The following is a 12048-nucleotide window of genomic DNA, read 5'->3' as shown; positions in this document are numbered from 1 at the left end:
ATCCCGAATCCCGAATCCCGAATCCCGAATCCCGAATCCCGAATCCCGAATCCCGAATCCCGAATCCCGAATCCCGAATCCCGAATCCCGAATCCCGAATCCCGAATCCCGAATCCCGAATCCCGAATCCCGAATCCCGAATCCCGAATCACGAATCACGAATCACGAATCACGAATCACGAATCACGAATCAATGCGTCGCCCGATCCCGCCGCCACCCACGATGCCGGATATCCAGATACAGGCTGTACGCTGCCGTGAACGCCGGGAACAGGTTCTGGATCACGCCGACGGCGTCCTGCTTCTGCGAGAACAGGAAGTACGCCAGCGTCATCGCGCTGCCGACCAGGCTCATGTACCAGAACAGGCGCGGGATCACCGGCCGTCCGTGGCGCCGCGAGGCGACGAACTGCACCAGCCACCGGCCGCCGAACATCAGCGCGCCGGTCAGGCCGATGATCTTCCACGGCGACATGTGGAGCCCGGTCCATTCGAGCCAGGCGATGGGGTGGTTCATGAAGTCGAATTCCATGGCGACCCCGCTGTCAGACTTCTTCGATGCGCGTGACCTTGCCGCGGCGGATCAGCCACGCGACGCCGCGCAGGTCGGCGATGCCCACCAGCGCGCGGTTGAGGTTGTTGTACTTCGACACGCCGGTCGAACGCGCGCGGTGGTTCACCGGCACGCTCACTGTCCTGTAGCCGGCGCGCTGCATCAGCGCGGGCAGGTAGCGGTGCATGTGGTTGAAATGCGGAAGCTCTAGGAATGCCGCGCGTTCGAACAGCTTGATGCCGCAACCGGTGTCGGGCGTGTCGTCGCGCAGCATGCGCGCGCGGATCGCGTTCGCCCACTTCGACGCCCAGCGCTTGCTGCCGCTGTCCTGCCGGTTCACGCGCCAGCCGGCGAACATCTTCACCTCGGCGGGCGAGTTCGCGCGCATCGCGATCAGCTTGGGAATGTCGGCCGGGTCGTTCTGGCCGTCGCCGTCGAGCGTGGCGATCCATTCGCCGCGCGCGGCCTTCACGCCGTTGCGGATCGCGGTGCTCTGGCCGCTCTGCGTCACGTGATGGATCACGCGCAGTTCCGGCACGTCGGCCTTCAGCGCCTGCAATACCGCCAGGGTGTCGTCGCGCGAGTGGTCGTCGACGTAGACGATCTCGAAGTCGCCACCCTCGTGCGGCGCGCGGCCGCGCAGCGCGGAGGTGATCTCGTGCACCAGCGGCGCGACGTTGTCGCGCTCGTTGAACACCGGTACGACGACGGAAAGGTGCGGGGAGGTGCTCATGGATTCACACATTCCCGCCGAAGTAGTCGCGGCACCACGCCACGACCTGCGGCAGGCCGAGCTCGATGGGCGTCCTGGGGGCGAAACCGAACGCTTCGTGCCCGCGTTGCGTGTCGGCCATGGTTTCGATCATGTCGCCCGGCTGCATCGGCTTGTAGACCTTCTGTGCCGGCTTGCCGGCGGCCTGTTCGATGACCGCGATGAAGCGCTCCAGTTCCACCGGCGTGTGGTTGCCGAGATTGAACACGCGATGCGGCGCTTCGCCGGCGGCGTGATCCGCGACGGGCGGATGGTCCAGCGCGCCCAGCACGCCATCGACGATGTCGTCGATGAACGTGAAGTCGCGCCGCATCCGGCCGTGGTTGAACACGTCAATCGGCCGGCCCGCCAGCACCGCGCGCGAGAACAGCAGCGGCGCCATGTCCGGCCGGCCCCACGGGCCGTACACGGTGAAGAAGCGCAGGCCCGTCGAACGCAGTCCGTACAGGTGCGCGTAGGTGTGCGCCATCAGTTCGTTGGCCGCCTTGGTCGCGGCGTAGAGCGAACGCGGCTGGTCGATGCGCTGGTCCTCGGAGAACGGCGGCGTCGCCGAATCGCCGTACACCGACGACGAACTCGCGTACGCCAGGTGCTGCACGCCGCGATGGCGGCACGCCTCGAGGATGTTCACGAAGCCGACGAGGTTGCTGTCGACATAGGCGTGCGGATGGGTGAGCGAATAACGCACGCCCGCCTGCGCGGCGAGATGCACCACGTGCGTCGGCGCGATCTCGTCGAACAGTGCGGCCAGGCCATCGCGGTCGGTCAGGTCGAGTGCGCGGATGTCCACGTCCGGGCACAGCGCGGCCACGCGGTCGCGCTTGAGCTGCGGGTCGTAGTAATCGTTGAAGTTGTCCAGGCCGACGACGGTCGCGCCTCGCGCCTTCAATGCGCGGCAGGTGTAGGCGCCGATGAAGCCGGCGGCGCCGGTGACGAGGATGGTGCCGGGGGAGGGTTCAGCCATCGTGGGTCGCGTTCCGGGGGGGGGATCAGGGAGCTTCGGAACGGTCGTCCTGGCCGTGGAAGTCGAAGCCCAGCGTCAGCTTGAGGTCCGCAAGGCCAGCGCCCAGCGACGGATCCAGTTCGAATCCGAAACCGCTCTCGCCCGTCAGCCCGATCGACAAGCCGCAGCGACCGCCGCGGATGTGGAACGCGTGAAGCGCGTCGCGATGCATCGCCAGCCGCTGCTGGATGCCGCGCAGGTAGTCCTGCAGGTCCTCATCCGACCAGTTTCGCGATCCATGTGTCAGATTCGTGTAGGCGTAGCTTTCGCGGTACACGCCGTCCAGCGGAATGCCCGCCGGTGAGGTCCGCCGGTCGCCGGCCCGCCAGGTGCGTTCCGGCAGCAATCCGAGCTGGTCGAACAGCGGGCGCAGGTCGTCGCGCGGATGGACGGCGCGCAGCGCGACACGGTAGCGGTACGGGTTCATGCCGCCGCTTCCGGATTATTCGGTGACGGTGCCGCGCAGCTTCTCGAGCACGCCGTCGAGCGAGTCGAGGTCGGAGTAGTGGATCACCAGCCGGCCCTTGCCACCGCGGCCGTGCAGCACGTTGACCTTGGTGTTGAGCGATTCCGACAGCTCGCGTTCGAGCGCGGCGATGTCCGCCTGCGGCTTGGCCTTGGCGGCCTTGGGCTTGGCGCTGCTGCTGGTCGGGATCTGCCCGGCGGCCAGCTGCTGCACGCGGTGCTCGACCTCGCGCACCGACCAGCCGTGTTCGGCGGCCTGTCGTGCGAGTGCGATCGCCGCCTGCGGGGTCAACGCGAGCAGGGCGCGGGCGTGGCCCATTTCCAGCGCATGCGTTTCCAGCAGCACGCGGATTTCCGGCGGCAGTTCCAGCAGGCGCAGCAGGTTCGACACGGCGGCGCGCGAACGGCCGACGGCCTCGGCGGCCTGCGCGTGGGTCAGGTCGAATTCGTCGATCAACCGCTGCAGCGCGTTGGCTTCTTCCAGCGGATTGAGGTCTTCGCGCTGGATGTTCTCGATCAGCGCCATCGCCACGACCGTGCGGTCGTCGACTTCGCGGATGACGACCGGGATCTCGCTCAGTCCGGCCAGCTGCGAGGCGCGCCAGCGGCGTTCGCCGGCGATGATCTCGTAGCGCTTGCCGCCCAGGTCGCGCACGACGATGGGCTGGATCACGCCTTGCGCCTTGATCGACTCGGCCAGCTCCTCGAGCTTTTCCTGGTCCCAGTGCTTGCGCGGCTGGTACTTGCCGGGCGTCAGCGCATCGACCGGCAGGTGGCGCAGCACGTCGCCTTCGACCGCTTCCAGCGCCGGCGCCTCGGCGGCGGCCTTGGGTCCCAGCAGGGCTTCGAGGCCGCGGCCCAGTCCGCGCTTCTTGGCTACGCTCATGCCGTGGTCTCCTTCGCTTCCGGCGCGCGCGCCTTCTGCTCGCGCTCACGCTGGCGGCGCAGCACTTCGCCCGCCAGGCCCATGTAGGCGATGCCGCCGCGGCTGGCGCGGTCGTAGCCGACGATGCTCTGGCCGTGGCTGGGCGCCTCGGCCAGGCGCACGTTGCGCGGCACGATCGTGCGGAACACGCGGTCGCCGAAATGGTTGATCAGCTCCGCCGAGACCGCGGTGGCGAGGTTGTTGCGCACGTCGAACATGGTGCGCAGCACGCCTTCGACCTCGAGCTTGGGGTTGAGGCTGGCCTTCAGCGCCTCGATCGTGTCGATCAGCGCGCTGATGCCTTCCAGCGCGTAGTACTCGCACTGCATCGGAACCACGATCGAGTCGGCCGCGGTCAGCGCGTTGAGCGTGAGCAGCGACAGCGCCGGCGGACAATCGATCAGGATGAAGTCGTAGTTGTCGCGCAGCGGCGCGAGCGCGGCCTTCAGGCGCTGCTCGCGTCCGGCTTCGCCCATCAGGGTGATCTCGGCCGCGGTCAGCTCGATGTTGGCCGGCAGCAGGTCGAAATCCTCGGCGGTGCGCTTGACGATCGAGGTGGCCTCGGCCTCGCCCAGCAGGACGTCGCAGATCGTGGTGTCGATCTCGCGCTTGTCGATGCCGCTGCCCATGGTCGCGTTGCCCTGCGGGTCCAGGTCGACCAGCAGCACGCGCTTGGGCGTCCGCGCGAGCGCGGCGGCCAGGTTGACGGCGGTGGTGGTCTTGCCGACTCCGCCTTTCTGGTTGGCGACGGCGATGATGCGGGCCATGCGGCTCGTCCTGGTCTTGGAAACGGAGATGGGCCGGCGTGGGGCCGGACCGGGGATTATGCCCGGATGGGAACGCGCGTGCCCCCTCGCCGTTGGCTGTATGGGCGTTCCGGGCGCGAGCCGCACGGCCGCAAGCGCCGGATCAATGACTTGCGATGGCCGGTCGTTGCTCCGGGTTTACCCAGCCGTGCGCGCGAGCACGACCAGGTGGCGCTCGGCGTCGAGCCCCGGCACGCGCAACGGGTGCGAGGCTTGCAGCGCCCAGCCGGCGGGCAGCGCGGCAAGCTCGTCCGCCGGGTGCACGCCCTTCATCGCCAGCAGGCGGCCGTCGGGCTTGAGCAGGTGGCCGCCCAGTTCGAGGATCAGCGGCAAGGTCGCGAGCGCGCGCGCGGTGATCGCGTCGTACGCGCCGGGCTCGTCCACCGCCTCGATGCGCGATTCGGCCACGCGTGCGTCCTTCAGGCCCAGCTGGCGGATCGCCTCGCGCATGAAGCGCGCCTTCTTGCCGTTGCTCTCCACCAGCGTGACCTTCAGGCCCGGCTTGACGATCGACAGCGGAATCCCCGGCAGCCCCGGCCCCGTGCCGAGGTCGGCGAGCGTGCCGCCGCGCGCGGCCAGGTCGTCCACGAACGGATGCATCGCCAGCGAATCCAGCAGGTGCTTGACCACCATCTCGTGCGGATCGCGCACGGCGGTGAGGTTGTAGGTTTTGTTCCAGCGCACCAGCAGCGCGAGGTAGTCCAGCAGCGGGGCGGACACGGTGGCCGGGTCGAGGCCGAGCGCGCGCAGGCCGTCGTCGAGCGTGCGGCGCAGCGTGGCGTCGAAGGGGGCGTGGGTGATCATGGAGCAGGGATTCGGGATTGGGGATTCGTAGAGCGCGCACAGGGTACCGGACCGCTTCGGGCGCCGGTTCCTACGCATCCCGAATCTCCACTACCGGATCCCGGCTTTCCCGGCTTCTCCACGCCAACGCACCCAGGTACTCCGTCTCCGGCCGCAGTTCCCGCAGCGACCAGTCCTGCGCCGGCCCCAGCTCCGGATCGCATTCCACCAGCCGCAATCCCTCCGGCCCGTCGGCGAACCGCAGCCGGTGCAGGCCGAAGGAAATGCCGTGGCCGTGCGCCTTCAGCACCGCTTCCTTGGCGCACCACAGGCGCAGGAAGCCGTGGTCGCGCACCGCCGCCGAAGGCGCCGCGTGCAGCCAGGCCAGCTCCGGCGCGGTGAAGAACCGCTGCGCCAGGTCGAGGGCGCGTTCGCGCGCGCGGACGCGCTCCAGGTCGATGCCGAGCCGCACGCCGCGGCCGAGCGCGATCAGCAGCCCGTCGCCGCTGTGGCTCCAGTTGCAGTCCCACTCGGCGAAGGCGCCTTCCAGCCGCGGCCGGCCGCGCGGGTCGCGGGACAGCGGCAGCGCGTCCGTGTCCACGCCGAGTTCCGCCGCCAGCCACTGCCGCGCCAGCGGCTCGGCCGGGACGCGCGGAGCGTGCGGGCGCCAGGCCCAGCGCACCGGGGCGCCCTGCGCGGTTGGGGGAAGGGACAGGGACATGAACCAGGCGACTGGGAGCGGGAACGGCGGCCAGCGTAAAGTAACGGCAGGGGAAGCGGCGTCGCCGCAGTACACCAGCCAGAACGCCAATGTCCGCGGTCGTCGAAGAATCCAGTCCCGTCCATGCCGTGCCCGTGCCGTTGATGCACGGCGCGGGCGCGCTCGCCATCGCCTTCGACGAGGGCGGGCACGCGATAGATCGCGCGATGTTCGCCCGCCACGTGCGCGCGCTCGCCGCGGCGCTGCCGCCCGCGCGATTCGCGCTGAACCTGTGCGAGGACCGCTACCGCTATCTCGTCGCCTTCTGCGCCGCCGCCGTGCGCGGGCAGACGACGTTGATGCCGCCGTCGCGCGCGCCGGCCGTGGTCGACCAGGTGCTCGCGCAGCACCCGGACAGCTACTGCCTCACCGACGTGGATCTCGCGCCGGCGCCGCCGCATTGCGTGCGCATTCCGGAGCAGCTCGGGGAACTCGACGGCGAGCCGCCGATGGTCGACGCCGACGCCCGCGTCGCGATCGGCTTCACCTCCGGCAGCACCGGCCAGCCGCGCGCGTACGCCAAGACGTGGACCAGCTTCCGCACCAGCACCGCGCAGAACCTCGCCGCGCTCGACGGCCTGCTGCGCGAGGACGTCACGCACGTCATCGCGACCGTGCCGCCGCAGCACATGTACGGCATGGAGATGTCGGTGCTGATGCCGCTGCTCGGACCGGTCGCCGTGCACGCCGCACGACCGCTGTTCCCGGCCGACGTGGCGCGCGCGCTGCACGATTCGCCCACGCCGCCGCTGCTGGTCACCACGCCCGTGCACCTGCGCGCGCTGGTCGCGTCCGACCTCGCGCTGCCGCCGCTGGCCGGGATCGTCTCGGCGACCGCGCCGATGCCGCCGGAACTCGCCGCGCAGGCCGAGGCGCGCTACGGCTGCGAAGTGCGCGAGGTGTTCGGTTCGACCGAAACCTGCGTCTTCGCCCGCCGCCGCACCGCGCGCGACGACGCGTGGACGCCGCTGCCGGGCGTCCGCCTCGCGCCGCAGCCCGACGGCACGGCCGTGCATGCGCCGCACCTCGCCGAGCCGATCGTGCTGGCCGACCTGATGGAAGTGCATGCCGACGGCCGCTTCGAACTGCGTGGCCGCAACGCCGACCTGCTGGAAATCGCCGGCAAGCGCGCTTCGCTGGGCGATCTCACCCGCAAGCTGCTTGCGGTGCCGGGCGTGGAGGATGGCGTGATGTTCCAGCTCGATGCGGAGGATGCGATGGGCATCCGCCGCATCGCCGCGCTGGTGGTCGCACCCGGGATGGAGGAAAGCGCGATCCTGCACGCGCTGCGCCAGCAGGTGGACCCGGTGTTCCTGCCTCGCCCGCTGCGTCGCGTGGAAACGCTGCCGCGCAACGAGACCGGAAAGCTGCCGCGTCATGCGCTGGAGGCACTGCTGCATGCGCATGAGGTTGCGGTGGGTTGACGGGCTCCCGTCGTCAGGACGAAAGCCGGGTTGGTGTCACGTCTTCCGCAGCCGATCGCCTGAAGCCACCTTCACCGTCATTCCAGCGAGAGCGGGAACCCATTCGCCTTTCCTGCGTTCTTGTAGCCCGGGTAAGCGAAGCGCACCGGGGGGCGGTCGCTTCTCCGACCCGGGTGCGCTTCGCTTACCCGGGCTACAAAGGAACATCGTCGTCCGGGAACACCGCGATCCCGGGATGACGTTGAGCGGGCTGACCCGCTCCGCGCATCGGCAGGCCAACGTGCGGCTTAACCCAGCTCCACCCACGCCGGCGCGTGATCGCTCGGCCGGTCCCACGTCCGCGGTTCGCGGTCGATGCCCGACGCCACCGCGTGCGGGCGCAGCGCTTCGGACACAAGCGTCAGGTCGATGCGCAGCCCCAGGTTGCGGCGGAAGCCGCCCTGCCGGTAATCCCACCAGCTGAACTGCTTCTCCTCGGGATTGAGCGCGCGGTACGCATCGTGCAGCCCCAGCGACACCAGCCGCTGCAGCGCGTCGCGCTCGGCGCGCGAGGTCAGGATGTGCGCGTCGTTCCACACGGCCGGATCGTGCACGTCGCGCTCGTCCGGCGCGATGTTGAAATCGCCCAGCACGATCATGCGCGGATGCGTGACCAGCTCCTGCGCCAGCCAGTCGTGCACGGCTTCCAGCCAGCGCAGCTTGTAGGCGTACTTCTCGGTGCCCACGTCCTGCCCGTTCACCACGTACAGGTTGACGATGCGCAGGTCGCCCACGGTCGCGGCGAGCACGCGCTTCTGCTCGTCCTCGAAGCCCGGCACGCCGACCTGCACGTCCACCGCGCGCTCGCGCGAGAGCACGGCCACGCCGTTGTAGGTCTTCTGCCCGGCGAACACGCTGCGATAACCCATCGCGATCAGCGGATCGTCCGGGAACTTCGCGTCCTCGAGCTTGGTTTCCTGCAGCGCGACGATGTCCGGCGAGGACGCGGCGAGCCACTGTTCCAGGTGCGGCAGGCGCACGTTGAGCGAATTGACGTTCCAGCTGGCGATTTTCACGAATTGAAATTATCCCTTGTAAATCAAAATCTTGTGGCGCCATACGGCTCACGATTCTGCCCCGGCTACCCGGCTGGCTACCCAAATTCGGAGCGCTGGGTAGGTAGGTGTCGAGCCGCGCAGCCTTACTGCTGGCTAAAGGCTACAGCAGCCATTCGGCCGCAGATGCGAGGGGCCTGCATGGACGGCAAAGTGGAACATCGTTGCCCGTTGGGGTATTCAATCCCCAACCAATTGCCGGAAGGGACCGGATGCCAACCGCAAAAAGGAGCTTTGCGCTCAAGATCGTTCGTTTTAAGTCTGGTCGCAGAAGGGGGTTCGTCCCCCCGGCGATGGACACTTTGCTTAGGACCTTGATGGCCAATGCCGCCACTGTCGGAGCCCGCCATCTTCCGGCCCCTGCTGGTGTTGGGTTAGGAACGACCTGCTTCTATATCAATCGCGGCAAGCGTCGCAATGGGCGAGACGGCTATCTGATCGAATGCGTTTGTTACGTCAATGGCGTGGCACCGGAGCAGACCACGCCAGACTTCACCGCCAACTCGCTGCCAATCAACGCGAATCCGATTGTCGATCCCGCTACGGGTCAGACGCGGCAAGTTATTCATAGCTACCGCGCGTTGTTCTTCGGGCAGAGCGCGATCATCGAAGTCGAGAAGGGAGGTGGAGGTACGGCGACGCTAGCACTTGCGCTGACGAACCTGCTGCGCGCACACGTCGATCCTACGCTTCCGGGTATCGAACTGATGGATGTTGTAGGTGCGGACTTGCGCAGATCAATCGCCGCCGCTGGTGGCGTGGAAAGAATCAGCGCGCGGCTTGCAACGTCCACAACGAACAGAAGGCGTCCACTGTCTTTCCGATTGAGTAGGCTGAAGCAATGGGCCGGCGGTCGCGCAGTCGTACATGCGGATATTGAGTTTCCCGATGGCGAGAACACCAATAAAGGGATCGCCGCTCTGGACGAATACGCTGCCGATAACGGTCTAGATTCCGTCGCCGTGCATCTGCGCGACGGGCAGAAGATTACGGGATTGCGGAAGTTTGTTGAAAAGCGTCGCATGGACATTCAGTTGAACCCGTCAGGCGCGTACAACATGGCTGACATTGAGGACACCATGTGGAACTACCTAGACGAGTTGCGACGCCCCGATAACGACGGGTGGCGCATTATTGACAGTGAAGGTCGGCCGGCTGGGGCGCGATTGATCGATCAAGATGATGACTGAGTGACGTGAGCACTTCGATGCGACTTCTGCCGGAAGAATGGACGGCGAGTTGGTCAGCCCTTAGAGCAATGGGCGGGTTGACGGCGGGCGCTGGATTCAGCGCTCGCCACTTAATTGCATTTGCAGTGCCTCTGTCCGTGGGGGCTTGGGTCGGTTGGCATGTCGCCCCAGCTTTCATGTCCGCTCAGCGAGAGAACACGCTCTTTGCGTTGCTCGCTGGTGTCATTGCGTTGGGTAGCCTGCTCGCGGGGTTCATGGTGACCTTGATGCTGTTCACAGGGCGGATCGAACAGGCATCGGCATTGACCTTAGAAGAGCTTCAGGCTTACGCGAGGCGGATAAAGTTCTTGCTTTCTTCACAGGCTCAGACGCTATTTGCTGCGGTGTTGAGCGCCGTCTTTGCCATTGTGTGGCTGTGCTTCTTTGCGCTCAGTCTTGACGTAGCTGCGCAGCGCATAGTTGGTGCCGTCTGCTTTGGATTTACTGCTGTGGCGCTGCTGCGGTGCATTCTTGTTCCGTTGCAGATTTATGAGATCCACGAGGCTACTCTCGACGACGCAGTGGCCGATCGCATCAAGCAGGAACAGGAAAAGTACCGCCGCGATTGAGGCTACGAACCTGCGAGGACAGGCATAGCGTTGAAGCTCGATCCGTCCAGTTCGCGACCGTTGGCCTTCTTGGAACGACGCACCCCATCGGCGCCATGGGCGCCCCACTGCTTAAAGAAGAAGTGCACACCTTGTGCATCGCAAGCGCGATGGACACGCCGTACCCATTCGGCTTTCATCGGACGTGCTCCGTGACCGGACTCGCCGCCAACGATGACCCAGTGAATGCCGGCGAGGTTCAGGTCGCCTACGTCCTCTAGGAGGGGCTCGACGCTAAGGAAGCGCGTCTTCGCCGGAACCTGACGTAGGTGGTCGATGCGGGGAACGCCGTGCCGCTTGTTCTCCACCGATACTCCCATCCAAACGTTGTCCGGGATTGAGTGCTCGGAAGTGAACTCCGCCATTCGGTCCGCGCGCTTGGTGAGCACTTGGAAAGTGTGCCAATGCGCGGATCGCATGGTTTGAAACACACGATCGATGAACGAGTCGGGCACCTGCTCGTGGAAAAGATCGCTCATAGAATTGACGAAATAGACCGTAGGCTTTCTACGCTGAAGCGGCTCGCCAAGTCGCTCAGGTAGCGTGCGTACCTTACGGAAGCCCTGTTCGTAGCCGGGTACGCCAATCGCCTGCAGGCGGCGGGCCATGACTTCGGCGTAACAGTGCTTACACCCAGCAGACAGCTTGGTGCAGCCTACAACCGGATTCCATGTACTCTCAGTCCATTCGATGCGCGATTTGGTAGTCATGGGGCTGCCTCCATGGACCTGTCCGTCAAATTCTAGCGCCGTGCACGGCTTACCGGATTCCGGCCTGCTTCTTGAGCCGACCCATTATGTCAGTGGCTATGCTTCTGGCTGCTCGCTGGGCAGCTGGGCTCTTGTTCGCTGCCAGAAAGTACAGTCCGAATAGTGGTGGGCCGCTATCTAACTTCCCGTGACGCCCAAGTCGGAGGACGAGCGGTCCTTCCACAAGTGGAAATAGCGTTCTAAGGCGGGCGGTAACCCATGTCTCTATTGCAAGAGAGTCGGCGTGTCGCTCCACGGCTGGCGCAGCGCCAAAGAGATCGCCAGTTGGCTCTTCAGCGTAGAAAGCTTCACGCCATGTGCGCGTACCTAGGACGCGATCCAGCGAGCGCCGTTTGTCGTCGTCGAGTTTGTCTTGGTTCAGCGCCAACTGGCGTGTCACACCGCTTAGTGGAAACAGGTACCAAACGTCGATAGCACCAGTGCTGGCTACAGCCTCAAGTGTCTGCCATTCCACCTGCATGCCATAGGGATCGAGAAACAGGACAGCCCGGGTTCCCCTCCAGCCCGTGCTTCGACAGATTTCTGCCAAATGCTGATTTGCGTCGCCCTCGTGGACTTCGATTCCCTTGTGCGGCTGCATCTCCGCCAATTGACGGAGTGCCTTGCAGCGACGGGGCTTCATCTCAATGAAGTGATAACGATGGAAGCCAGAGACGGTCAAAGCGATCTGCGCTGATCCAAGGCGTTCGCGCCCGTCGCCTCTAATAGGTACAAACTTCCCGGAACCAGCAAACGCATCGATATAGCGGAGTTGGAAGCCTTTCCCCTTTAGCGCAGTTGAGAAGGCTCCTAGGTAGTGCCCCAAGACGGAGAGCTTGGCCTCTGTCCAGTGTCCGCCGAACCTGTGCTGTGTCAC

General features: G+C 66.0%; 14 protein-coding genes. 3 read left to right on the top strand and 11 right to left on the bottom strand.

Translation table 11 applies throughout. The annotated features are described in order from the left end of the window. Positions 1 to 190: 190 nt before the first annotated feature. The 8 genes from I4U41_RS18215 to I4U41_RS18180 form a co-directional block, all read right to left on the bottom strand. Complete coding sequence (locus I4U41_RS18215) at positions 191 to 517, bottom strand: lipid-A-disaccharide synthase N-terminal domain-containing protein (protein ID WP_425492643.1); 327 nt, start codon at positions 515 to 517, stop codon at positions 191 to 193. 28 nt (positions 518 to 545) lie between these two features. After that, the gene (locus tag I4U41_RS18210) at positions 546 to 1286 is read right to left on the bottom strand and encodes a glycosyltransferase family 2 protein (protein WP_206862589.1); all 741 of its coding nucleotides are present in this window, start codon (positions 1284 to 1286) and stop codon (positions 546 to 548) included. Between the two features lie 4 nt (positions 1287 to 1290). Continuing rightward, positions 1291 to 2289: an NAD-dependent epimerase/dehydratase family protein gene (locus I4U41_RS18205; protein ID WP_206862588.1), complete on the bottom strand. Its 999-nt coding sequence runs from the start codon at positions 2287 to 2289 to the stop codon at positions 1291 to 1293. Positions 2290 to 2314: 25 nt separating this feature from the next. Beyond that, on the bottom strand, positions 2315 to 2755 hold the full coding sequence (locus I4U41_RS18200) for a hypothetical protein (RefSeq protein WP_206862587.1): 441 nt from the start codon (positions 2753 to 2755) through the stop codon (positions 2315 to 2317). 15 nt (positions 2756 to 2770) lie between these two features. Beyond that, positions 2771 to 3679: a ParB/RepB/Spo0J family partition protein gene (locus I4U41_RS18195; protein WP_206862586.1), complete on the bottom strand. Its 909-nt coding sequence runs from the start codon at positions 3677 to 3679 to the stop codon at positions 2771 to 2773. After that, positions 3676 to 4485, bottom strand: coding sequence for a ParA family protein (locus I4U41_RS18190; protein ID WP_206862585.1), 810 nt, complete (start codon positions 4483 to 4485; stop codon positions 3676 to 3678). Before I4U41_RS18190 ends, I4U41_RS18195 begins: the two co-directional genes overlap by 4 nt. Before the next feature lie 177 nt (positions 4486 to 4662). Continuing rightward, a complete protein-coding gene (gene rsmG, locus I4U41_RS18185) occupies positions 4663 to 5328 on the bottom strand; it encodes a 16S rRNA (guanine(527)-N(7))-methyltransferase RsmG (RefSeq protein WP_206862584.1) in 666 nt (221 codons plus the stop codon). 70 nt (positions 5329 to 5398) lie between these two features. Then, a complete protein-coding gene (locus I4U41_RS18180; protein WP_206862583.1) occupies positions 5399 to 6028 on the bottom strand; it encodes a 4'-phosphopantetheinyl transferase superfamily protein in 630 nt (209 codons plus the stop codon). Between the two features lie 143 nt (positions 6029 to 6171). Between I4U41_RS18180 and I4U41_RS18175 the strand changes: the two genes are divergently transcribed. After that, the gene (locus tag I4U41_RS18175; protein ID WP_206862605.1) at positions 6172 to 7491 is read left to right on the top strand and encodes an AMP-binding protein; all 1320 of its coding nucleotides are present in this window, start codon (positions 6172 to 6174) and stop codon (positions 7489 to 7491) included. Between the two features lie 287 nt (positions 7492 to 7778). Here I4U41_RS18175 and xth read toward each other — a convergent pair whose 3' ends face one another. Next, a complete protein-coding gene (gene xth / locus I4U41_RS18170; protein WP_206862582.1) occupies positions 7779 to 8546 on the bottom strand; it encodes an exodeoxyribonuclease III in 768 nt (255 codons plus the stop codon). A 356-nt stretch (positions 8547 to 8902) separates the two neighbouring features. Between xth and I4U41_RS18165 the strand changes: the two genes are divergently transcribed. Both I4U41_RS18165 and I4U41_RS18160 read left to right on the top strand, forming a co-directional pair. After that, positions 8903 to 9775 carry a hypothetical protein gene (locus I4U41_RS18165; RefSeq protein WP_206862581.1) on the top strand — a complete coding sequence of 291 codons (873 nt, stop codon included), beginning with the start codon at positions 8903 to 8905 and terminating at the stop codon, positions 9773 to 9775. 17 nt (positions 9776 to 9792) lie between these two features. Further along, on the top strand, positions 9793 to 10383 hold the full coding sequence (locus I4U41_RS18160; RefSeq protein WP_206862580.1) for a hypothetical protein: 591 nt from the start codon (positions 9793 to 9795) through the stop codon (positions 10381 to 10383). Between the two features lie 2 nt (positions 10384 to 10385). On the opposite strand, the gene I4U41_RS18155 is transcribed toward I4U41_RS18160, so the two are convergent. Beyond that, positions 10386 to 11132, bottom strand: a complete 747-nt coding sequence (locus tag I4U41_RS18155) for a DUF5131 family protein (RefSeq protein WP_206862579.1) — start codon at positions 11130 to 11132, stop codon at positions 10386 to 10388. Positions 11133 to 11181: 49 nt separating this feature from the next. Then, positions 11182 to 12048: a three-Cys-motif partner protein TcmP gene (tcmP, locus tag I4U41_RS18150; protein WP_206862578.1), complete on the bottom strand. Its 867-nt coding sequence runs from the start codon at positions 12046 to 12048 to the stop codon at positions 11182 to 11184.

The organism is Lysobacter changpingensis (assembly GCF_017308985.1).
GTDB classification, from domain to species: Bacteria; Pseudomonadota; Gammaproteobacteria; order Xanthomonadales; family Xanthomonadaceae; genus Lysobacter_J; species Lysobacter_J changpingensis.
The sequence above is the reverse complement of the archived record's forward strand: the minus strand, read 5'-3'. Positions and strand labels throughout refer to the sequence as shown.

Excerpts from the sequence above, each read along its gene's own strand:
- I4U41_RS18195 (WP_206862586.1), bottom strand. The coding sequence starts at position 3,679 with ATGAGCGTAGCCAAGAAGCGCGGACTGGGCCGCGGCCTCGAAGCCCTG.
- I4U41_RS18165 (WP_206862581.1), top strand. The coding sequence starts at position 8,903 with ATGGCCAATGCCGCCACTGTCGGAGCCCGCCATCTTCCGGCCCCTGCT.
- I4U41_RS18205 (WP_206862588.1), bottom strand. The coding sequence starts at position 2,289 with ATGGCTGAACCCTCCCCCGGCACCATCCTCGTCACCGGCGCCGCCGGC.
- I4U41_RS18155 (WP_206862579.1), bottom strand. The coding sequence starts at position 11,132 with ATGACTACCAAATCGCGCATCGAATGGACTGAGAGTACATGGAATCCG.
- I4U41_RS18190 (WP_206862585.1), bottom strand. The coding sequence starts at position 4,485 with ATGGCCCGCATCATCGCCGTCGCCAACCAGAAAGGCGGAGTCGGCAAG.
- I4U41_RS18180 (WP_206862583.1), bottom strand. The coding sequence starts at position 6,028 with ATGTCCCTGTCCCTTCCCCCAACCGCGCAGGGCGCCCCGGTGCGCTGG.
- I4U41_RS18215 (WP_425492643.1), bottom strand. The coding sequence starts at position 517 with ATGAACCACCCCATCGCCTGGCTCGAATGGACCGGGCTCCACATGTCG.
- I4U41_RS18210 (WP_206862589.1), bottom strand. The coding sequence starts at position 1,286 with ATGAGCACCTCCCCGCACCTTTCCGTCGTCGTACCGGTGTTCAACGAG.
- I4U41_RS18160 (WP_206862580.1), top strand. The coding sequence starts at position 9,793 with ATGCGACTTCTGCCGGAAGAATGGACGGCGAGTTGGTCAGCCCTTAGA.
- I4U41_RS18175 (WP_206862605.1), top strand. The coding sequence starts at position 6,172 with ATGCACGGCGCGGGCGCGCTCGCCATCGCCTTCGACGAGGGCGGGCAC.
- rsmG (WP_206862584.1), bottom strand. The coding sequence starts at position 5,328 with ATGATCACCCACGCCCCCTTCGACGCCACGCTGCGCCGCACGCTCGAC.
- I4U41_RS18200 (WP_206862587.1), bottom strand. The coding sequence starts at position 2,755 with ATGAACCCGTACCGCTACCGTGTCGCGCTGCGCGCCGTCCATCCGCGC.